Source organism: Streptomyces marokkonensis (assembly GCF_039539045.1).
Taxonomy (GTDB): domain Bacteria; phylum Actinomycetota; class Actinomycetes; order Streptomycetales; family Streptomycetaceae; genus Streptomyces; species Streptomyces marokkonensis.
Window position 1 is genome coordinate 1 of the sequence record NZ_BAABCQ010000146.1, and the last position, 19908, is coordinate 19908.

The following is a 19908-nucleotide window of genomic DNA, read 5'->3' on the forward strand; positions in this document are numbered from 1 at the left end:
CATGGTATCCAGCACGTAGTTAGGCATGCCTAACTGCGCCCGCCCCCGACCTTCAGGAGGCGTCCATGTCGGAGACCCAGTCGCAGCCGTCCGTGCCCGCCGGGGTTTCGATGCGCGAACTGCTCGCGTCCTGCGCCGCCGCGAAGGCGGTCTCGACACCGCCGCCCGCGCCCGCGCCCGAGCCGGAGACGTGCCACCCGGTCCGGGAGCACCGCGAGGCCGCCTGACCGCCTAGCCGACTGACTGCCTGACTGCCTGACCCGCCAGGCTGCGAGGCTGCCAGGTCGGTGTCCCTGGCTCAGGGGACGACGACGACCCGCTGCCCGATCGTCGCGAACCGCCACATCGCGTCGCCGTCCGCGCGCGTCTCCCGGATGCCGCCGGTGCGCCGGTCCGGGTCGGGATTCGCGGTGGAGCCGTTCACCGCCGCGCTGAACCCGATGGCCACGCCCTCGACGCTGGTGAAGCGCACGACGTGCTCGACCGGGACGCCGTCGGACCCGGTGACCCGCTTCGAACGGGAGGTGACCGAGTAGGTGCCGGGTGCCGGTTCGACCGTGCTGGGTGTCACCTCGAAGGTGCGCCGGACCTTGTTGCCCGGGTCGACCAGCCACACCCGGTCGTCGTCCACCGAGTACACCACCCGTTCGCCCCGTCCGGACCCCGCGGGCAGGGCGTCCGGGCGCCGCCGGTCGCGGGGCGCCTTGGAGGCGCCGGGTGCGGGTGTGGCACTCGCGTGGGCGCCGCCGGGGCCGGCCGGGGCGCTGGTCTGCGCCTGATGGCCGAGGACGCCGATCGTCACGAGGGCCGCCGCGGTGAGGCCGGTGACGAAACCGGCGCTGCTGCTTACCACTGGCGACCACCTCGTCGTCGTACTCGTGCATCCGTTCCCCGGCGACGGTAGCAGTCGGTGACCGCGCGGACGCGGTGGGCGACACGGGTGCCCAGTGGCGGTGGCGCAGGACGTCGTGGGCCGGCCCACGACGGCACCGGCCGGTGGCGCCGGGACCGGCGACCGGGCGTCCGACACGGCCCCCGCGGCGCCGTAGGCTGTTTGCGTGCTCTTGCTCGCTCTGGATACCGCCACGCCCGCCGTGACCGTCGCGCTGCACGACGGTACGGACGTCATCGCCTCGTCGAGCCAGGTGGACGCACGCCGGCACGGTGAGCTGCTGCTGCCCGCCGTCGACCGGGTGCTCGCCGAGGCCGGCCTGCGGCTCGACGCCGTCACCGGCATCGTCGCCGGCACCGGCCCCGGCCCGTACACGGGGCTGCGCGTAGGCCTGATGACCGCGGACACCTTCGGACTCGCGCTCGGCGTGCCCGTGCACGGCGTGTGCACGCTGGACGGCCTCGCCTACGCCGCCGACCTGGAGGACCCCTTCGTGGTGGCGACCGACGCCCGCCGCAAGGAGGTCTACTGGGCTCGGTACGCCGACTCCCGCACCCGCCTCACCGACCCGGCGGTCGACCGCCCCGCCGACATCGCCGAGCAGGTGGCCGGACTCCCGGCCGTCGGCGCGGGCGCGCTGCTCTACCCGGACACCTTCCCGAAGGCGCACGAGCCCGAGCACGTGTCCGCCGCCGCCCTGGCGTGCCTGGCCGCCGAGAAGCTCGCGGCGGGCGAGGAACTGCCCGTGCCTCGGCCGCTGTACCTGCGCCGGCCCGACGCCCAGGTCCCCAAGAACTACAAGGTGGTCACCCCGAAGTGACCGGATCGACCGAACCCGTGACCTCGCCCGGGCACGCCGAACTGCGCGAGATGCGCTGGTGGGACATCGACCCCGTGCTCCGGATGGAACGGGAGCTGTTCCCGGAGGACGCCTGGTCGCGGGGGATGTTCTGGTCCGAGCTGGCCCACGCGCGCGGCCCCGGGGCGAGCCGGCGCTACCTGGTCGCCGAGGTGGACGGCCGGCTGGCCGGCTACGCGGGTCTGGTCTCCTCCGGGGAGCAGGCCGACGTGCAGACCATCGCCGTCGCCCGCGACCACTGGGGCACCGGCCTCGGCGCGCGGCTGCTGACCGAACTGCTGCGGGCGGCGACCGACTTCGACTGCGCCGAGGTGTTGCTGGAGTGCCGGGTGGACAACACCCGCGCGCAGCGGCTGTACGAGCGCTTCGGCTTCGAGCCCATCGGTTTCCGGCGCGGTTACTACCAGCCGGGGAACGTGGACGCCCTGGTGATGCGCCTGACCGACCCTTCCACTCCCGTACCGGGAACCGAACGAGGAACCGACAACCATGGCTGACTCACGCCACGAGCCTCTCGTACTCGGGATCGAGACCTCCTGCGACGAGACCGGAGTCGGTGTCGTCCGCGGCACCACCCTGCTGGCCGACGCCGTCGCGTCCAGCGTCGACGAGCACGCCCGCTTCGGCGGCGTCGTGCCGGAGGTGGCGAGCCGCGCCCACCTGGAGGCGATGGTCCCCACCATCGACCGCGCCCTGAAGGAGGCGGGGGTGAGCGCGCGCGACCTCGACGGCATCGCCGTCACCGCGGGCCCGGGCCTCGCCGGAGCTCTGCTGGTCGGCGTCTCGGCCGCGAAGGCGTACGCCTACGCCCTCGGCAAGCCCCTGTACGGCGTCAACCACCTCGCCTCGCACATCTGCGTCGACCAGCTGGAGCACGGCCCGCTGCCCGAGCCGACGATGGCGCTGCTGGTCTCCGGCGGCCACTCGTCCCTCCTGCTCTCCTCGGACATCACCTCCGACGTCCGCCCGATGGGCGCCACCATCGACGACGCGGCCGGCGAGGCCTTCGACAAAATCGCCCGTGTGCTGAACCTGGGCTTCCCCGGCGGCCCCGTCATCGACCGGTACGCGCGCGAGGGCGACCCGAACGCGATCGCGTTCCCGCGGGGGCTCACCGGCCCGCGCGACGCGGCGTACGACTTCTCCTTCTCCGGGCTGAAGACGGCCGTGGCCCGCTGGATCGAGGCGAAGCGGGCGGCGGGGGAGGAGGTGCCGGTGCGCGACGTGTCGGCCTCCTTCCAGGAAGCGGTCGTGGACGTGCTGACCCGCAAGGCGGTACGGGCCTGCAAGGACCAGGGTGTGGACCACCTGATGATCGGCGGCGGCGTGGCCGCCAACTCCCGCCTGCGGGTCCTCGCCCAGGAGCGCTGCGAGGCGGCCGGTATCCGGCTGCGCGTGCCACGGCCGGGGCTGTGCACGGACAACGGGGCGATGGTGGCAGCGCTCGGCGCGGAAATGGTCGCCCGCGGGCGGTCCGCCTCCGACTGGGACCTTTCGGCGGACTCGTCGCTCCCGGTGACGGAACCGCACGTGCCGGGCCACGGCCACACGCACGCGCACCCTCACACACATGCTCACGACCACGTCCACGAGGTCGGCAAGGAGAACCTGTACTCGTGACCGTCGCGCTGATGTGGGAGGTGCGGGCCGTGCCCGGCCGGGGCGAGGAACTGCTGGCCTGGGCACGGGCCCAGCCGCTCGGCGGCACCCACACCCCGCTGCGCCGCGAGACCCTCCGTGCCCCGCAGGACCGCGTCCTCGTCATCACCTGGTGGGACGCCCCCTACGACGCCGACCTGCCGGAGCTGCCCGAGCCGGACGGGGACCTGATCACGCGGGCGGCGCACCGCTGGCGGTTCGAGTCGGTGGACGGGGCGCTCACAGGCCCAGGTGGGCCGTCAGCGCCGTGACCAGCGCCAGTACCCCGCTGCCGGCTGCCGCGCTCTCACGGATCGCGGCGAGCCAGTCCTGCACCCGGCCACGGTCCACGGGACGGTTCTCGGCCGTCGCGAGCGCGATCTCGTCACGAACCCGCTCCGCCTCCTCCGCCTGACCGGGCTGCTCGGCCCGCACCCGTTGCACCAGCTCGTCGAGGTTTCCGATGAACAGATTCTGGTTGTTGTCGCCGATGCTGGTCTGACCACTGGTGACCGGACCATGGAAGTTGTACGTGCTCATGCGTGCTGCCTTCCTCACTTGGCCGAGCTGCCCGACGGCGCCGACGAGGCCGGGCTGTGGACGTTGGTGGAGCCGGAGCCGGAGCCGGAGCCGGAGCCGGAGGCCGGTCCGGGGCCCCGGACCGGACCGAAGCCCGGGTGGTGGCCGGACACGATGTTGATCCCACGGTCGCCGAAGTTGTTCTGGCCGCTGATCGGGCCACTGAAGTTGTAGGTCTGGTTGGTGATGGCCTTGTGGGCCTGGCGCAGGTCGGACGTGTCGATGTGGTGCTCCGTGAGAAACCGCTCGGTGGCATGCAGAAGGGCCTGCTGGATTCGCTGGATGGCGTCCCTGGCGTCCATGCGCTGGGTGTAGTCCCACTCCCGTTCGAGGGACGCTGCCGTGGCGCGGAGGGTGCCGTAGGCGCCGTAGTCGAAGTCGCTGCGGGGGCGGGAGATCCGGTAGCGGCGCCACAGCAGCCTCGCGGCGTCGGCGAGGCGTCGCAGCGGGCGGTGGAGCATCCGGCGGGCGGAGCCGAAGAGGTCGCTCCGGAATTGTCTGCGGGAGACCCTCAGCACCTGCACGGCGTGCGGACCCAGGTCGAGAGGCCGGACGGTCCTCTCGGCCAGCTCGGACAGTACGGGCGGCAGGTAATAGGCGGACACCTCCCAGGAGAGGCGGGCGCGGACCAGCCGGGCGCGGACGTGCATGGTGACGACGTACGAGCCGCGGGTGCCGACGAGTTCGAAGGTCAGGTAGGTACGCATCACGTCGCCGGTCTCGGTCACACCGGCCTCGACCAGCGCCGGGTCGATACGGTTGACCGGCCGTCTCAGCCGGTCCGGCAGCAGTTCCGCGTCGAGATCCCGCGCATGGTGCCCCTGTATGTAAAGGCGGTTGTGCGCGCGGAGCTCTTCGATTCCTGCGATGTCGGCCACGTGCTCGGCCACGTAGCCGTGCAGTTCCTGGGCGGTGAACTCCTCGACCGTGAGCTTCTCACCGGTGTCGTCCTTGGCGGGGCGGCCGACGTCGATGCCGGCCCAGACGTTCTCCAGCACGTAGACGCCGCTGCCGAGGAAGGGCTGGTCGCCCTCCGGCCCCTGGGCGGAGTAGACGATGACGTTGGCGTCGTCGAGGGCGTCCAGTTCCTGTTCGAGCCGGGCGTCGGCCGCGGGGGCACTGTCGCGCGGTGGGGTCGCGCCCCACTGGACGCGCTGGGCGAGCCCCCACATGCCCCAGACCCACGCGACCACGACGAGTGTGCCCGCGACGAGTGCGCCGAGCAGGAAGGTCACGCCTCTGCCCAGGCGGGCGCCGTCTTCCGCGAGGAACGCCATGACGCACTCGACCAGGCCTGCGACGAGCGGGGCCAGACAAAGTACGAGCATCATGTCGCGCAGCAGGAAGAGCCGCCCGGCACGGCGGGCGTGCCGGGCCACCGCGACGAGGTCGATCCCCTGTGGCTGGCCGTGCGCCCGGAACCGCTCCGTCACGAACAGCCTGTACACGTCCACGGCGAAGGGCATGAACCGGTACACATGCCCCACCAGCATCCGCGTCACCGCGTCCGCGGCGTACTGCGGCAAGGCGTACTTCCCCCGTTGCTCCATCAGTCCCCCTACCTCCTGGTGAGCGGTCCCAAGATAGGGGGGGCTTGCCCGGCCTGTCGCCGGGACGAACGCCTCGGAGTCGAGGAAGTTCAATCCGCCGTGCGAGAGTTCGGCCCACCGCGAGAACCTCGGACCCGCGGTGGGCCGCCGGGATCCGCCCCCGCGTCCGCGCCGGTCCCGCGAGGGTCGGCCGGGCCGTGTGGCGTACGTCGGAGCTGAAGGCGGTCAGGCGCGGTTCGAGGGCGCCCGGCTCGACCACCGCATGCCCGAACGCACACTTCGCTGACGAATGATTCGAGAGAAAGGGCGAATGTTCCGAGAGTCCGCGGCTTGCCGAAGACTTCGTCGAGAGGGCCCGCAGGGATACCATCGCCGTCATGACATCCCCGCAGCCCGCTGAAACCCGGACGCAAAGGCGGTCTGCGCAGACCGCGACTCTTGCCGAGATCGCGCGTGAGGCCGGTGTGTCGGCGCCGACTGTTTCGAAGGTCCTCAATGGCCGCGCCGACGTCGCCCCCGCGACCCGGGCGCGCGTGGAGGAGCTGCTGCGCGACCACGGCTACCGCCGCCGACGGGCCGAGGCGACCCGCTCACCCCTGATCGACCTGGTCTTCCACGAGCTGGAGAGCGCCTGGGCGATGGAGGTCATCCGGGGCGTGGAGAACGTGGCGCGGGACGCCGGGCTCAGCGTCGTCCTCTCCGAGAGCGCGGGGCGCCTCACGCCCGGGCGGACCTGGGCCGACCAGGTCGCCGCCCGCCGCCCGCACGGCGTGATCCTCGTCCTGTCCGGCCTCGACGAGTCCCAGCGGGCCCTGCTCACCAGCCGCTCCATCCCGTTCGTGGTGATGGACCCGGCCGGCGACCCGGGCGTCGACGTGCCGTCCATCGGCGCCACCAACTGGCAGGGTGGGCTCGCCGCCACCCGGCACCTGGTCGACCTCGGGCACACCCGCATCGGCGCGATCAGCGGACCCACCCGGATGATGTGCAGCCGCGCCCGGATCGACGGCTACCGGGCCGCCCTGGAGACGGCGGGGCTGCCCGTCGATCCGGACCTGGTCATGACCGGCGACTTCCACCACGAGGCCGGCTACCGGCAGGGTCTGGAACTGCTGCGTCGCCCCGACCGGCCGACCGCCGTCTTCGCCGGCAACGACCTGCAGGCGCTCGGGCTGTACGAGGCGGCCCGCGAGCTGGGGCTTCGCATCCCGCAGGACCTGAGCGTGGTCGGGTTCGACGACCTGCCGGTGGCCCGCTGGGTGGGGCCGCCGCTGACGACCGTACGGCAGCCGCTCATGGAGATGGCCGAGGCGGCGGCCCGGCTGGTCCTGGACCTCGGGCGAGACGACGGCTCCACGACGGCGACCCGGGTGGAGCTGGCCACCAGCCTGGAAGCGCGGAGCAGTACGGGGGCGCCTGCGGTGGCCTGACCGAATTCGGCGCCCTCCCTCGCCGCAATTTTCGAACGCCCGGTCGCTCTCACCCGAAGTCTGAGAATTTCCGCAGAATGACGACCCGGGTATGTCCGCTCCCAATAATTCGGACTTATGTTCCTCCTGATGGGGCATTCGGGTGGGGACGCGAACGGGACCGGCACGGGCGGGGGGGGGACGCATGGCTGCGCGGGACGCGCGGGGTGGGCCGGGGGAGCCGGACGGATCGGGGGAGCAGAGCCGCCCGGGTTGGCTGGGCGGGCGCTCGAAAGGGCTGAAGGCGGCCGGCCTCGTCCTGTCCGGCGCCCTGCTGCTCGGGGCCGCCGCGGCGGGCTGGGCCTACTGGCACCTGAACGACAACATCACAAGCGTCGACATCAACGGCGCGCTCGGCGACGACCGCCCCGCGCGGCCGGTCACCGTCCCCTCCGCCTCTCCCGACGCGGCCCCGGCGCCCACTGGCGCCCTGAACATCCTGGTCCTCGGCTCGGACTCGCGCAGCGGCGAGGAGAACCAGGAACTCGGCGGCGGCGACAGCGAGGGCGCCCGCTCCGACACGGCGATGGTCGTCCACCTCGACGCGGGCCGGACCGCGGCCACCGTGGTCAGCATCCCGCGCGACACGCTCATCGCCCGCCCGTCCTGCCCGCTGCCGTCCGGCGGCGAGAGCCGGGAGGCGAGCGGCGCGATGTTCAACTCCGCCTACGCCCTGGGCGGGCCGGTCTGCGCCGTCAAGACCGTCGAGTCGGTCACCGGCGTCCGCATGGACCACTACATCGAGATCGACTTCTCCGGCTTCGCCAAGTTGGTCGACGCGCTCGGCGGCGTGACCGTCACCACGGACGCGGACATCGACGACGACAAGAGCCACCTGTACCTGGACGCCGGCACCCACCACCTCGACGGCACCGAGGCCCTCGGCCTGGCCCGCACCCGGTACGGACTCGAGGGCGGCAGCGACCTCGCCCGCATAGAGCTCCAGCACAAACTGGTCAAGGCGCTGCTGGAGCAGATCTCCGCCACCGACCTGCTCACCGACCCCCCGCGGCTGTACCAGGTCGCCGACGCGGTCACCGGCAGCCTCACCACCGACACCGGCCTGGACTCGCTGGGCGAGCTGATGAGCCTCGGCCGCAGCCTCGGGAGCCTGCCGGCGGACGACGTACGCACGGTGACGATGCCCGTCGTACCGGCGCCCTGGAACGCCAACTGGGTGGTGGCCAAGGAGCCGGACGCCGGTGACCTGTGGGAATCGCTGCGCTGAGGCCGAGTCCGACACGCCACGCTTGGTCGGAGCTCGGTCAAACCTTGCCCACCGGGTGCCCGATCAGCATGGTCGGCGCCCCGGCGACCCGGGTCATGAAGACCGTCGCCGCGTTCGGCCCCTGGGGCTTGACCTTCCGCCGCAGTTCCTCCGGCTCGACGGCCGAGCCCCGCTTCTTCACGGTCAGGTTGCCGACCCGGCGCTCCCGCAGCAGTGCCTTCAGCTTCTTGACGTTGAAGGGCATCCGGTCGGTGATCTCGTACGCCGTGGCGTGGGGCGTCGGCAGCAGCTCGTCCGCGGTGACGTACGCGATGGTGGCGTCGAGCAGCCCTCCGCCGACCTGTTCGGCGACCTCGGCGACGAGATGGGCGCGGATGACGGCGCCGTCCGGCTCGTACAGGTAGCGGCCGGGTGTACGGACCTCCGGGTCGGGCAGGCCGGTGCCGAGCAGGGTGCGGGGACCCGGCAGCAAGGTGGCCCGTACCGCCCCCGCACGTACCGCCCCCGCACGTACCGCCCCCGGCGTGCCGCCGAACCACAGCACCGCCTCCTTCACGTCCCCGCCGTCGGAGATCCACTCGGCCTCGGCGTCCGCCGGCACCGCCTCGTGCGGAATGCCGGGCGCGACCTTGAGCGCGGCGGCGCGGGGAGCCCTACGGGCCGCCTCGACGGCCCAGGACAGCGGCGGCGAGTACGCCTCCGGGTCGAAGATCCGGCCACGCCCGCCCCGTCGCGCGGGATCGACGAACACGGCGTCGTACCCACCGGTGTCCACCTCCGTGACATCCGCCTCGCGCACCTCGATCAGCTCACCCAGCCCCAGCGCCTCGGTGTTGGCACGGGCCGCGGCGGCCGTCGCCGGGTCCCGGTCCACGGCCAGTACCCGGATCCCGGCCCGGGCCAGCGCGATCGCGTCGCCGCCGATACCGCAGCACAGGTCGGCGACGGAGGTCACGCCCAGGGCGGCGAATCGCTCGGCCCGGTACGCGGCCACGCTCGCCCGCGTCGACTGCTCGACCCCGTTGGGCGTGAAGAACATCCGCCCGGCGTCCCGCTCACCGAACTTCGCCACCGCCCGCTGCCGCAGCCGAGCCTGCCCGAGCGCCGCCGACACCAGCTCGGCGGGATGCGTGCGCCGCAGCCGGGTCGCGACCGCGAGCTCCCGCGCCGGGTCGGTGTCGCGGACCTCGTCGAGGAGGGCGCGGCCTTCGGAGGTGAGCAGGGCGAGGAGGGCGTCGAGGTCGTTCACCGGGACATTGTGGGCCAGTCGGTGGATCGTGTGCCTCCCGCGCGGTGTCGGGCGCGGCCCGACGGCCGGGGACTGCGAGGATCCGGCACCATGCGAGCAGTCGTACAAAATGACAAGAGTCGGGTATCCAGGGTGTTTCGGGCGCCCTCTCCAAGGCTCCGGGCGCGCGGCGGTGTCGCCGTGCTCGCCGTCGCCGCCCTCGCCTCCGGCTGTGCGCAGGACTCCTCCGGCGGGCGGGGCGCCGCCGGCCCGCAGCCCCTGCAGGCGCCCCCGGCCCGCGCCCTCGACGCCTACGCGTCCGAGCTGCGCGCGGCCCACACCGCCCGGGTCGCCGCCGCCAAGCGCTGGAACCTGGAGAAGGTCCCGCTGACGGCCCCGCCGCCCCCGGCGAAGAAGCCGGAGATCGAGGCGCGCGAGGGCTTCGAGGTGGACGGCCAGAAGAACCTCCCGCCGGTCTTCACCTCGGTCCCCACCAAGGAGAAGATCGTCTTCCTCACCATCGACGACGGCGCCGAGAAGGACCCGGCGTTCCTGCGGATGATGAGCGAGCTGCAGGTCCCGTACACCGCCTTCCTCAGCGACTACCTGGTGAAGGAGGACTACGGCTACTTCAAGAAGATGCAGGACCGCGGCGTCACCCTCGCCAACCACACCCTGAACCACCCCTACCTGCCCGGTCTGTCCTACGCCGAGCAGAAGCGCGAGATCTGCGGCATGCAGGACGTGATCGAGAGGCGCTACGGCGAGCGCCCGACCCTCTTCCGCCCGCCCTACGGCAACTACAACCGCGACACCCTGCGGGCGGCCAGGTCCTGCGGCATCGAGTACGCCCCGATCTGGAACGAGGAGGTCTTCGCCGACCACTGGGACTACCGCGAGTGGGACCGCGAGATCCACCCCGGCGACATCGTCCTCACCCACTTCCGGGGCGAGGACGACTGGGGCGGCACCATGCGCGACATGGTCCGCGAGTTCCTCGACAAGGTCACCGCGGAGGGGTACGCGGTGGCCCGGCTGGAGGACTACCTGTGAGGTACGGGCGGTTCCGGCCGACCGGGGCCGCCCCGACGGCCATGTCCGCCGTGACCGCCCTGGCCGTCCTGGCCGCCGTACTGCTCACCGGCTGCGGCGCCCGGTCCGCCGGCCCCGCCGAACCCCCTCCGGTGGCGCAACAGGCCAGGGCGGGCGGTCAGGGCGGCAACCAGGGCAACGGGCGGGGGCAGGACCTGCCGCCCGTCGTGGACCACGTCCGCACCACCGATCCGGTCGTCTTCCTCACCTTCGACGACAGCGCCGAGCGGGACCCGCGCTTCGCCGCACTGATCCGCGAACGGCGGCTCCCGGTCACCTTGTTCCTCACCGACACCGTCGCCGGACCGGTGTACGGCCACCTCGCCCGGCTGCGCTCGGTCGGCGCGAGCCTGCAGAACCACACCCTCGACCACCGCTCCCTGCGCGGCCTGCCCTACGCCGGCCAGCGCGCCGAGATCTGCGGCCAGCAGGCCAAGCTCAAGTCCCGCTTCGGCGTTCGCCCCCACCTCTTCCGCCCGCCCCACGGCACGTACGACACCACGACCCTGCGCGCCGCCGCCGACTGCGGCATCACGGCGGTCGTCCTGTGGCGGGCGGCCCTGGATCCCGCCGGTGACCTCGCCTACACCCGCGGCGACCACGACCTCCGCCCCGGCGACATCGTGTCCGTCGCCCCGGACCACCCGACGGGCGTGGGCCTGAGCGCCCGCACGGAACGTCTGCTGGACGAGATCGAGGACCAGGGGCTGAGGGTGGGCCGCCTGGAGGACTACCTGTAGGCCGGTCGCTCTCGGCTCGGCGGACTCCTCCGGCTCAGCCCCGGCAGGCCCCTCCGGGGGAGTCCGAGGACGCGGCCGTACAGGCCGATTTCCCCCCGACGCGCCGCCGGCATTGGCACTCCGCTTGACCGAGTGCTAATCGCGGTCATAGTCTCGGCTCTGGCACTCCCCACCGGAGAGTGCCAACTACGCGACGGGCAGGTCCGGCACCCGCGACGACGGATCGACCTGGTCGCCACCTCAGACAGTTAACCCCGTGAGATCTCCGAAGGGGGAGGTCGGATCGTGACGACCACCAGCTCCAAGGTTGCCATCAAGCCGCTCGAGGACCGCATTGTGGTCCAGCCGCTCGACGCCGAGCAGACCACGGCTTCGGGCCTGGTCATTCCGGACACCGCGAAGGAGAAGCCCCAGGAGGGCGTCGTCCTGGCCGTGGGCCCGGGCCGCTTCGAGGACGGTAACCGTCTTCCGCTCGACGTCACCGTCGGCGACGTCGTGCTCTACAGCAAGTACGGCGGCACCGAGGTGAAGTACAACGGCGAGGAGTACCTCGTCCTCTCGGCCCGCGACGTGCTCGCGATCGTCGAGAAGTAAGTCGAGCAGTAAGCGCCGGGAGGCGGGTCGAGCAGTAGTCGGCCCACCTCGACGCACCTAGCTCAGCCGCTGCGCCCCTGGCACCCGCGACCTAAACAAGCCGGGCGCGAGGGGCGCAGTCAGTTTTCACTTAGATCAGATTTCCGAGAGGGCTCACGCTCCCATGGCGAAGATCCTGAAGTTCGACGAGGACGCCCGTCGCGCCCTCGAGCGCGGCGTCAACAAGCTCGCCGACACGGTGAAGGTGACGATCGGCCCCAAGGGCCGCAACGTCGTCATCGACAAGAAGTTCGGCGCCCCGACCATCACCAACGACGGTGTCACGATCGCCCGCGAGGTCGAGATCGAGGACCCGTACGAGAACCTCGGTGCCCAGCTGGTGAAGGAGGTGGCGACCAAGACCAACGACATCGCGGGTGACGGCACCACCACCGCCACCGTCCTGGCCCAGGCGCTGGTCCGCGAGGGCCTGCGGAACGTCGCCGCCGGTGCCTCCCCGGCGCTGCTGAAGAAGGGCATCGACGCGGCCGTCGCCGCGGTGTCCGAGGACCTCCTCGCCACCGCGCGCCCGATCGAGGAGAAGTCCGACATCGCCGCCGTGGCCGCGCTGTCCGCCCAGGACCAGCAGGTCGGCGAGCTCATCGCCGAGGCGATGGACAAGGTCGGCAAGGACGGTGTCATCACCGTCGAGGAGTCCAACACCTTCGGCCTGGAGCTGGACTTCACCGAGGGCATGGCCTTCGACAAGGGCTACCTGTCGCCGTACTTCGTGACGGACCAGGAGCGCATGGAGGCGGTCCTCGAGGACCCGTACATCCTCATCAACCAGGGCAAGATCTCCTCCATCGCGGACATGCTGCCGCTGCTGGAGAAGGTCATCCAGGCCAACGCCTCGAAGCCGCTGCTGATCATCGCCGAGGACCTCGAGGGCGAGGCGCTCTCCACCCTCGTCGTGAACAAGATCCGCGGCACGTTCAACGCGGTGGCCGTCAAGGCCCCCGGCTTCGGCGACCGCCGCAAGGCGATGCTGCAGGACATGGCCGTGCTCACCGGCGCCACGGTCATCTCCGAGGAGGTCGGCCTCAAGCTCGACCAGGTCGGCCTGGAGGTGCTCGGCACCGCCCGTCGCATCACCGTCACCAAGGACGACACCACGATCGTCGACGGTGCCGGCAAGCGCGACGAGGTCCAGGGCCGCATCGCCCAGATCAAGGCCGAGATCGAGAACACGGACTCCGACTGGGACCGCGAGAAGCTCCAGGAGCGCCTCGCGAAGCTGGCCGGCGGCGTGTGCGTGATCAAGGTCGGCGCCGCCACCGAGGTGGAGCTGAAGGAGCGCAAGCACCGTCTGGAGGACGCCATCTCCGCGACCCGCGCCGCGGTCGAGGAGGGCATCGTCTCCGGTGGTGGCTCCGCGCTGGTCCACGCCGTCAAGGTCCTCGAGGGCAACCTCGGCAAGACCGGCGACGAGGCCACGGGTGTCGCGGTCGTCCGCCGCGCCGCCGTCGAGCCGCTGCGCTGGATCGCCGAGAACGCCGGCCTGGAGGGTTACGTCATCACCTCCAAGGTCGCCGAGCTCGACAAGGGCCAGGGCTTCAACGCCGCCACCGGCGAGTACGGCGACCTGGTCAAGGCCGGCGTCATCGACCCGGTGAAGGTCACCCGCTCCGCCCTGGAGAACGCCGCCTCCATCGCCTCCCTCCTCCTGACGACCGAGACCCTGGTCGTCGAGAAGAAGGAAGAGGAAGAGCCGGCCGCCGCGGGCCACGGCCACGGCCACTCCCACTGAGCGCAGCGCTGAGCTGAGCCGAATCGAGCTGAGCTGAGCTGAACGGTGCCCAGTGCCCCTTCGGGGTGCTGGGCACCGTGCGTTATGGGCCGGCATCTGTGGAGGTCGGCCCGCAGCCTGTCGGGGTGGTCGGGCCGACCGCCGTCGGCCGCCCCCGGCGACGCGGCGGTGGCACAGCGGCGGCACGTCACCGAGGAACCCGTCACCGAGGCGCCGTCACAGCAGGCCGCTCAACGGCAGTACCCGCTCGGCGAGCCGCCCCCGCAGCCTCCCCCCGGCGGTGTCGGACTCCTCCGTGAGCCAGCCGGCGGCGACCAGCAGCGCGGTGTGCTCGGCGACTTCCTCGGGCCGCACGGCGCAGAACGAGGCGACCACGTCCAGTGCGAGGCCGGCGTCCTCGCCGGTGCTTCCGAGACGCCCGTCGGGACGGCTGTGGGCGGCGGTGTACACGGCGAGGAGCCGTGTGGCGGCCCCCGCCTTCTTCTTCCGCAGCTTCCGGTCGCCCACCACCTTCTGCGCCCACCCCGAGAGCCGCGCACGGGTGACCTTGCCGAAGCAGAACAGGCGGGGCTCGACGGGCAACAGCGTGGGGACGGTGACCTGGGTGGGCTCCTCGGGCCGGGAAGTCAGCGCGTCGTCGGCGGAGACGTCCTCCGGCAGCCGCAGCCAGCCGACGTCGACCAGCTGCTGGAGCACCCGCTCGGCATCGCCCTGCAGCCAGCCGAGGAGGTCCTGCCCGGTGACGTTCCCCGTGCCGGCGCGCGCGGCCCGCAGGGTGAGCATGAGCACCGCGAGCCGCGCCTCCGCGTCGGGGAGCGGGGCATGGACCCGGACGTGCTCGAGTACGGTACGGCCGTGGACGGCCTGGGCCCGGGTCAGCAACCGCTCGACGGCCGGCCCGTCTCCGTCCGCCGTGACGCCGAGGCGGTTGGCGTTCATCTCGCGTGTGGTCCGCGCCGCCGTCTCCGCCCGCTCCGCCTCCTCGCGCAGGGACGCGTCGTCGGTGACGGCGGCCCACGCGGTGAAGGCGCGGGCCTTGCGGTCGTGGAGTTCGGCGAGGACGGCGAGGTCGGGTTCGGGGCGCCGCTGGTAGGCGCGGAACGCGTCCCCGAGTTCGATCAGCTCCATCCGCAGCACGTCGGGCTGGAGGTCGTCCGGCACGATCCGCTGCGCGATCTTTCCCCAACGCCCCGCACCCAGGTGCCCGGCAGGGACACCGCCGGGCCGGGGACGCGGGGCGGGCCGGGCGCGCGGGACGGAGGCAGCCCCGGGACCGACGCCACCGGGACCGACGCCACGGGGACCGGCGGCACCGGTGCGGGCCGAGACCGGGGCTGCCGACGGCGACGCGCAGCCACCGCCGGGAGCGTCGGAGAACATCACCGTCCCCCCGCCGGTCACTGCCCCCTGGCCTTTCTTTTCCCTGTCCGAACGCCCCTTGTCGGTGCCGTCGACGAACAGTTCGCTTCGATCACCAGTGCCCGCGTTCACGCGATGCCGCCCTCTCACTCACCGAACCTGCGCCCCTCCCGCCTGCTGCGGGCGCAGCCACCTGACGCTACGTCGCCCGGGCACGAGGCCGGCCACGTACTTGGGTGGATCACACGTTCGGGTGATGGTCCACTCCCGCGTAAGTCGACCGTTCACGGAGAACACGGTGTCAGCTTGTGTGCAGGGCCAGATTGAGTACGACATAGCTGTGGTGCTCGCGTCCGTGCGGTGAGCGGACGGTTGACACGAGGACCTCGGCAGTGATCCGGCGGTTCGCGTAGGCACTCAGCAGGCTGGTGACCTCGTGATCCACGCGGGCAGTGATGACGCCCCGGTCGGCCGTCTCGATCTCCACCGTTCCCCGCAGCACGCTGCCGCCGACGAGCCTGCCCGCCGACCGTTCCGAGTGCTCCTCGGGCTGCGCGGCGCGCAGCGCGTCCCGGCACCGCTGGGCGTTTTGTGAGCCGAGGCGGGAGGTACGCACACCGTTGTACGGCGAACTCCGGGTCAGACTGACATCGGTCCCCGAGTCAGCGAGTACCTCTGTCAGGTCGGCAAGACGGTTGAAGACCCGCCCGCCCAGGGGCAGCGCTGTTTCGATCACCGCGTCGATGGCTCCCGGGCCTGCCTCCGCCCGGTCAGTGATGTCGAGGACAGTCCCCATCGCACGGTCCAGCAACGACTCCGTCGAGGCCACCCCCGGTAGTGGTGGCTCGTCCTCGTCTGTCGGTGCCTCCTCCAGGACCATGCCGTACGACGAGGGAAAGGTCGCTGCGGCGTAGAGTCGCGTTGCCTTTCGGACGGCTTGCGGCAACGGTCCGTAGTCGTGTGTGGGGCGACTCTCATCGAGGGCGTGGGCGACGGTGGTGACTGCCTCCTGGAAGGAGGTCGGCCACTGTCCGAGCACGGACGACTCCATGCGATGTTCCCGGACGGGCGTCCCTTCGAGAGCCAACCGGAGCGATCGCCGAGCCGTACCGGCTTCGGTGCTGCTGGTGGTGCATCCCACGGTCTTCAATAGCTTGCGCTGTTGTGCCGCAGCGAATTCATCTGCTGACCGCACCGGATGACGACCGTCTGCTTTGACACGGTTGGCCTGCATCCAGGCCCTCAGGGCCTCCCGGAAGTTCTCCGTCTCGGGAAGGCAAAGGACATATGCGTCCACTCGCATGCCGTGGCGCGTGCACCGGTCCTTGGTGCCCAGATTGTCAAGGTAGTCAATCGTGTCGGCGTCCGCCATCGCCCGGGCGTATGCGTCTGGAGGTATGAGGTAGGTGACGTCGACGTCCTCGGGATTCGCTTTGCCACTGAGCCTTTTCCAACCTCATGCTGACGCGTGAGGAGGACGAGTACGGCCTGGACGATCGCGGTGATGCGGTTGGTGCTGCAGCGGAGCTTCCGTAGGAGTCGCCAGCTCTTCAGGACCGCCATGGCCTGCTCGACCAGGCAGCGGATCTTGGCGTGACTGCTGTTGTGCCGGTGCTTCCACCGCTTGAGCCGGCGGCCTCGGAACGGAACGCGGACGGGGTGGCCGGCTCCCTGGTACGCCTTGTCCGCCCAGCACTTCGGCTCGGCCGCGGCGCGCGCGTCGATGATCCCATGGGCCTGTGCGGCGGTCAGGTCGTGAACAGACCCGGGCAGGGCGCCGGAGGATCGTCGGGTGGCGGGGCAGCGCCAGTTCTGGCCGGGCGGGAGGACCTGGCTGTTCAGCCGGGCTCTCTCCTGCGGCTTCAGCGAGTATCTTCAGCGCACCAGGAGATCGATGGCGACCGACAGTCGTTCGAGGTAGAACTCCCGCGATGCGGCCTGATGTTTGAGACCGATCGATGCGCTGATCATCGTCTGTGCGACAAGAGGGGCCGCGTCTCGTTCTGACTCGACGGCGATCGCTTCTGTGATCAGTTCCTCGAAACGTCGCGGCGTGGTCTCGGCGATCTCTCCGAGGAGGTCGGGGTTGTCCTCGATGACCGCCGCGACGTCGCGCGTCAGCGGGCCGATGTAGCGGCCCGCCCACTGGTCGAACGCTTCGACGAGGCGCTCTGGAAGTGGTCGGCCGGGGTCGGCCAGGACGTGTTCAACCGCTGTGATGTCCCGCTCCAGGGCCTGGGTGACCGCGGCACGGAACAGAATCTCCTTCGAGGAGAAGAGAAAGTAGAGCCCGGGCCGGGAGATGTGCGCCGCCCGCGCCACCTCCTCCATCGAGGTCTTCCGGTAACCGAATCGCGCGAACGTGACCATGGCGGAGTCCAGAACCATGGTTCGGCGGTCGGTATCGGCGACTGTCGACGGCGGGTGGTCGGCATCAGGACTGCTCATGGAACGAGCGTACAATCGAGAGTCGCACTATACAAACTTAGTCTAGTGCGTATAGTCACCGCCATGGCTACTCGCGAACCCGTCTCCACGCCCTTCACCGCTTCGAGTACCGCGGACGAGGTCCTGCGGGGCGTCACCCTCACCGGCATCCGCGCGATCGTGACGGGCGCTTCCTCCGGAATCGGGATCGAGACGGCTCGTGTGTTGACCGCTGCCGGGGCGGAGGTGACGCTCGCTGTCCGCAACACGACTGCGGGTGACGCCGTCGCTGAGGCGATCGCGAAGTCGACCGGAGGGATACGGCCCCGGGTCGTCCGGCTCGACCTTGCCGACAGGACCACTGTCACGCGATTCGTTGACACGTGGGGCGGCCCGCTTCATCTGCTGATCAACAACGCGGGCGTGGTCACCGGTGGCCTCGAACGAACACGTGAGGGCTGGGAACTGCAATTCGCGACGAATCATCTTGGCCACTTCGCGCTCGCCACCGGCCTTCATGACGCCCTGGCCCTGGGAGCGGCCGACCGCGACGGAGCACGGATCGTCTCGGTCAGTTCGACGGCGCACATGCGTTCTGGCATCGTCTTCGACGACCTCCACTTCGAGCGTCGCAGTTACGACCCGCAGATTGCCTACGCCCAGTCGAAGACGGCGAACTCTCTCTTCGCCGTCGAGGCGACCCGCCTCTGGGCGTCTGACGGCATCGTGGCCAATGCGGTGAACCCCGGCGGTGTCGCGACGGGACTGCAGCGGAACTTCACAACGCAGCAGAAGGAGTCGCTCGACGCGGCCGAAGCCGCTGGAGTGTTCACGTACAAAACGGTCGAGCAGGGGGCTGCCACCAGCATCGTCGCGGCCGTCGCCCCGGAGTTCGCGCACTCCGGAGGCTACTACCTCGACGATTCGCAAGAGGCCTACACCGTGCCGAACGACGCCGCCCTCGCGCAGCACCCGCACGGGGTCAAGGAATGGGCGCTCGATCCCGCCACCGCCAAGCGCCTCTGGACGGTCTCGACCGACCTGCTCCGCGCCTGACCTCTCGACGCCACAGCAAGCGGCACCGCCGCCTTCTCTGTTGGTCACCGCATCAACCCACAAGGCCGGTAACACATGGCCTGCGAAGACGGCCACGCCCAATGCGCCCAGCCAAAACCCGGTCGGCTCCTCTCCGAGAGCCCGGTGCGGAACCCCGCCTCCGGCACGACCGAGACGCTGATTAGCGCGGTTCAAAACACCGAACTGGACAGAGAAGTAAACGCAGGCGTGTTGGGTTTTCACCCGGTTCGGCAACAAGAGACGCGGTTGCCGAAGCCTTTGATCACGAACAGGGGTCGCGTTCGCGTGCCGTCCTCCCTGATCCGTGTCCTGCAGCGCCACTGCGCGGACACTGATTCCACCTGCCCAGAACCGGAACCGTCACAGCTCGTCTGACTGGCGGACGTGTTGGGCCGGCTACCCGATCCCCGCCGTGTCCGGGGTCGCCGCTACCACCTGGGCTCCCTCCTCGCGCTGTGCCTGGTCGCCGTCCTCGGCGGAGCCGCGTCCCTGGCCGCCATCGCCCGCTTCGCCGCCGATACCGACTCCGACCTGCGCGAACAACTCGGACTGACCTCCAGCACACCCAACGCCTCCCCGCTGGGAAGGCTCCTGGCCCGCCTGGACGGTGACGCCCTCGACGACGCCGTGGGTGCCTGGCTCGCCCGCTACGTCGCTGACCCGGTCGACGAACCCGGCGACACCCTGGTCGGTCTGGCCGTCGACGGCAAGACCATGCGCGGATCCCGCACCGACGGCACCGCTGTCCACCTGCTCGCCGCCGCGCTCCACGCATGCCAGACCGTGAAAAGGTCCACCGACCGAGTCGATGGACCGTTCACCACGGCTGAAGGAAATGCAGCCGCGTCAGGCGCGCCCCCTGACTCTTCCCTGCCGGACGGACAGCCCGCCTCCGACGCGCCCTACCACCAGGTCAGAACCCAGACCGGCTCGCGCTTCGGGTTGCAGGTGAACCCGGTGGCGGTCCCCTTGGCGACCATTCCGTTGCCACGGATGACGCACACCTCGGCGGTGAGGATTTCTTCCTTGTGAATGACCACGGCCGACGCGCTCGATGTACCGGCGATGGACATCATCACGGCAGCCGCGGTGACACCGGCCGCAGCGGTGATCTTACGGAAGCGAGAAGACTTCAATTTTCCCCATTTCACACATGTGATTCCCAGAAGGTTGAGTGCGAGTGGTCCGACCCCGCAGGACGCCGTCAAAAGGTGTCGGTCCACACATACCCTCGGGGCACCCTCCACCAAAGTCGCACATTTATCGACTCGGCATGATCACGCTAACACAGCAACAACCTGAAGACCCTACAATTCCCCTCGGTACGCCACGATTTGACGCGCCATGAGTCGGCGCGCATCGCGCGGCCCGGAACGCGACCCCGTTC

At 70.8% G+C, this 19908-nt stretch carries 20 protein-coding genes and 1 pseudogene; 13 read left to right on the forward strand and 8 right to left on the reverse strand.

What is annotated here, in order from left to right:
* Window positions 1-65 precede the first annotated feature (65 nt).
* Window positions 66-227 (forward strand): hypothetical protein, encoded by a 162-nt coding sequence (locus tag ABEA26_RS27815; protein ID WP_345596103.1) that lies wholly within the window; start codon window positions 66-68, stop codon window positions 225-227.
* Between the two features lie 71 nt (window positions 228-298).
* Here ABEA26_RS27815 and ABEA26_RS27820 read toward each other — a convergent pair whose 3' ends face one another.
* Window positions 299-853 (reverse strand): hypothetical protein, encoded by a 555-nt coding sequence (locus tag ABEA26_RS27820; protein WP_345596104.1) that lies wholly within the window; start codon window positions 851-853, stop codon window positions 299-301.
* Between the two features lie 205 nt (window positions 854-1058).
* Here ABEA26_RS27820 and tsaB point away from each other — a divergent pair, with 205 nt between their 5' ends.
* The 4 genes from tsaB to ABEA26_RS27840 are packed head-to-tail and all read left to right on the forward strand — an operon-like array spanning window position 1059 to window position 3661.
* Window positions 1059-1712 carry a tRNA (adenosine(37)-N6)-threonylcarbamoyltransferase complex dimerization subunit type 1 TsaB gene (tsaB, locus tag ABEA26_RS27825; RefSeq protein ID WP_345596105.1) on the forward strand — a complete coding sequence of 218 codons (654 nt, stop codon included), beginning with the start codon at window positions 1059-1061 and terminating at the stop codon, window positions 1710-1712.
* A gap of 50 nt (window positions 1713-1762) precedes the next feature.
* The gene (gene rimI, locus ABEA26_RS27830; protein WP_345596121.1) at window positions 1763-2248 is read left to right on the forward strand and encodes a ribosomal protein S18-alanine N-acetyltransferase; all 486 of its coding nucleotides are present in this window, start codon (window positions 1763-1765) and stop codon (window positions 2246-2248) included.
* Window positions 2241-3371 carry a tRNA (adenosine(37)-N6)-threonylcarbamoyltransferase complex transferase subunit TsaD gene (gene tsaD, locus ABEA26_RS27835; RefSeq protein ID WP_345596106.1) on the forward strand — a complete coding sequence of 377 codons (1131 nt, stop codon included), beginning with the start codon at window positions 2241-2243 and terminating at the stop codon, window positions 3369-3371. The genes rimI and tsaD overlap by 8 nt, the downstream gene beginning before the upstream one ends.
* A complete protein-coding gene (locus ABEA26_RS27840; RefSeq protein ID WP_345596107.1) occupies window positions 3368-3661 on the forward strand; it encodes a hypothetical protein in 294 nt (97 codons plus the stop codon). The genes tsaD and ABEA26_RS27840 overlap by 4 nt, the downstream gene beginning before the upstream one ends.
* On the opposite strand, the gene ABEA26_RS27845 is transcribed toward ABEA26_RS27840, so the two are convergent.
* Window positions 3630-3929 (reverse strand): hypothetical protein, encoded by a 300-nt coding sequence (locus tag ABEA26_RS27845; RefSeq protein ID WP_345596108.1) that lies wholly within the window; start codon window positions 3927-3929, stop codon window positions 3630-3632. The genes ABEA26_RS27840 and ABEA26_RS27845 overlap by 32 nt on opposite strands.
* A 14-nt stretch (window positions 3930-3943) precedes the next feature.
* On the reverse strand, window positions 3944-5518 hold the full coding sequence (locus tag ABEA26_RS27850; RefSeq protein WP_345596109.1) for a hypothetical protein: 1575 nt from the start codon (window positions 5516-5518) through the stop codon (window positions 3944-3946).
* A gap of 377 nt (window positions 5519-5895) precedes the next feature.
* Here ABEA26_RS27850 and ABEA26_RS27855 point away from each other — a divergent pair, with 377 nt between their 5' ends.
* Window positions 5896-6948 carry a LacI family DNA-binding transcriptional regulator gene (locus ABEA26_RS27855; protein WP_345596110.1) on the forward strand — a complete coding sequence of 351 codons (1053 nt, stop codon included), beginning with the start codon at window positions 5896-5898 and terminating at the stop codon, window positions 6946-6948.
* Window positions 6949-7132: 184 nt separating this feature from the next.
* Complete coding sequence (locus ABEA26_RS27860) at window positions 7133-8215, forward strand: LCP family protein (RefSeq protein ID WP_345596112.1); 1083 nt, start codon at window positions 7133-7135, stop codon at window positions 8213-8215.
* A 37-nt stretch (window positions 8216-8252) separates the two neighbouring features.
* Here ABEA26_RS27860 and ABEA26_RS27865 read toward each other — a convergent pair whose 3' ends face one another.
* Entirely contained in the window at window positions 8253-9464 is a 1212-nt protein-coding gene (locus ABEA26_RS27865; RefSeq protein WP_425587909.1) for a class I SAM-dependent methyltransferase, read from the reverse strand.
* A gap of 90 nt (window positions 9465-9554) precedes the next feature.
* On the opposite strand from ABEA26_RS27865, the gene ABEA26_RS27870 reads away from it, so the two are divergent.
* The 4 genes from ABEA26_RS27870 (at window position 9555) to groL (ending at window position 13658) form a co-directional block, all read left to right on the forward strand.
* Window positions 9555-10496, forward strand: a complete 942-nt coding sequence (locus ABEA26_RS27870; protein ID WP_345596114.1) for a polysaccharide deacetylase family protein — start codon at window positions 9555-9557, stop codon at window positions 10494-10496.
* Window positions 10497-10537: 41 nt separating this feature from the next.
* Complete coding sequence (locus ABEA26_RS27875) at window positions 10538-11275, forward strand: polysaccharide deacetylase family protein (RefSeq protein ID WP_425587911.1); 738 nt, start codon at window positions 10538-10540, stop codon at window positions 11273-11275.
* Between the two features lie 285 nt (window positions 11276-11560).
* Window positions 11561-11869, forward strand: coding sequence for a co-chaperone GroES (gene groES, locus ABEA26_RS27880; protein WP_055418319.1), 309 nt, complete (start codon window positions 11561-11563; stop codon window positions 11867-11869).
* Window positions 11870-12032: 163 nt separating this feature from the next.
* Window positions 12033-13658 carry a chaperonin GroEL gene (gene groL, locus ABEA26_RS27885; RefSeq protein ID WP_345596116.1) on the forward strand — a complete coding sequence of 542 codons (1626 nt, stop codon included), beginning with the start codon at window positions 12033-12035 and terminating at the stop codon, window positions 13656-13658.
* A 216-nt stretch (window positions 13659-13874) separates the two neighbouring features.
* Here groL and ABEA26_RS27890 read toward each other — a convergent pair whose 3' ends face one another.
* The 4 genes and pseudogenes from ABEA26_RS27890 to ABEA26_RS27905 all read right to left on the reverse strand — a co-directional run bounded on the left by ABEA26_RS27890 (window position 13875) and on the right by ABEA26_RS27905 (window position 17465).
* On the reverse strand, window positions 13875-14819 hold the full coding sequence (locus tag ABEA26_RS27890) for a hypothetical protein (protein ID WP_345596118.1): 945 nt from the start codon (window positions 14817-14819) through the stop codon (window positions 13875-13877).
* Between the two features lie 499 nt (window positions 14820-15318).
* Entirely contained in the window at window positions 15319-16389 is a 1071-nt protein-coding gene (locus ABEA26_RS27895; protein ID WP_345596119.1) for a hypothetical protein, read from the reverse strand.
* Between the two features lie 101 nt (window positions 16390-16490).
* A pseudogene (locus tag ABEA26_RS27900) lies at window positions 16491-16802 on the reverse strand (transposase family protein); the annotation flags it as partial.
* A 90-nt stretch (window positions 16803-16892) separates the two neighbouring features.
* Window positions 16893-17465 carry a TetR/AcrR family transcriptional regulator gene (locus ABEA26_RS27905; RefSeq protein ID WP_425587910.1) on the reverse strand — a complete coding sequence of 191 codons (573 nt, stop codon included), beginning with the start codon at window positions 17463-17465 and terminating at the stop codon, window positions 16893-16895.
* Between the two features lie 63 nt (window positions 17466-17528).
* On the opposite strand from ABEA26_RS27905, the gene ABEA26_RS27910 reads away from it, so the two are divergent.
* Window positions 17529-18500, forward strand: a complete 972-nt coding sequence (locus ABEA26_RS27910) for an SDR family NAD(P)-dependent oxidoreductase (protein WP_345596123.1) — start codon at window positions 17529-17531, stop codon at window positions 18498-18500.
* A gap of 405 nt (window positions 18501-18905) precedes the next feature.
* Window positions 18906-19553: a transposase family protein gene (locus ABEA26_RS27915; protein ID WP_345596120.1), complete on the forward strand. Its 648-nt coding sequence runs from the start codon at window positions 18906-18908 to the stop codon at window positions 19551-19553.
* Window positions 19554-19908 lie beyond the last annotated feature (355 nt).

What these genes read in the sequence shown, in the direction of transcription:
- tsaD (WP_345596106.1), top strand. Translation starts at nt 2,241, where the DNA reads ATGGCTGACTCACGCCACGAGCCTCTCGTACTCGGGATCGAGACCTCC.
- ABEA26_RS27815 (WP_345596103.1), top strand. Translation starts at nt 66, where the DNA reads ATGTCGGAGACCCAGTCGCAGCCGTCCGTGCCCGCCGGGGTTTCGATG.
- ABEA26_RS27895 (WP_345596119.1), bottom strand. Translation starts at nt 16,389, where the DNA reads ATGGCGGACGCCGACACGATTGACTACCTTGACAATCTGGGCACCAAG.
- ABEA26_RS27875 (WP_425587911.1), top strand. Translation starts at nt 10,538, where the DNA reads ATGTCCGCCGTGACCGCCCTGGCCGTCCTGGCCGCCGTACTGCTCACC.
- ABEA26_RS27845 (WP_345596108.1), bottom strand. Translation starts at nt 3,929, where the DNA reads ATGAGCACGTACAACTTCCATGGTCCGGTCACCAGTGGTCAGACCAGC.
- ABEA26_RS27910 (WP_345596123.1), top strand. Translation starts at nt 17,529, where the DNA reads ATGGCTACTCGCGAACCCGTCTCCACGCCCTTCACCGCTTCGAGTACC.
- ABEA26_RS27860 (WP_345596112.1), top strand. Translation starts at nt 7,133, where the DNA reads ATGGCTGCGCGGGACGCGCGGGGTGGGCCGGGGGAGCCGGACGGATCG.
- rimI (WP_345596121.1), top strand. Translation starts at nt 1,763, where the DNA reads ATGCGCTGGTGGGACATCGACCCCGTGCTCCGGATGGAACGGGAGCTG.
- ABEA26_RS27905 (WP_425587910.1), bottom strand. Translation starts at nt 17,465, where the DNA reads ATGAGCAGTCCTGATGCCGACCACCCGCCGTCGACAGTCGCCGATACC.
- ABEA26_RS27855 (WP_345596110.1), top strand. Translation starts at nt 5,896, where the DNA reads ATGACATCCCCGCAGCCCGCTGAAACCCGGACGCAAAGGCGGTCTGCG.
- ABEA26_RS27850 (WP_345596109.1), bottom strand. Translation starts at nt 5,518, where the DNA reads ATGGAGCAACGGGGGAAGTACGCCTTGCCGCAGTACGCCGCGGACGCG.
- ABEA26_RS27870 (WP_345596114.1), top strand. Translation starts at nt 9,555, where the DNA reads ATGCGAGCAGTCGTACAAAATGACAAGAGTCGGGTATCCAGGGTGTTT.
- groL (WP_345596116.1), top strand. Translation starts at nt 12,033, where the DNA reads ATGGCGAAGATCCTGAAGTTCGACGAGGACGCCCGTCGCGCCCTCGAG.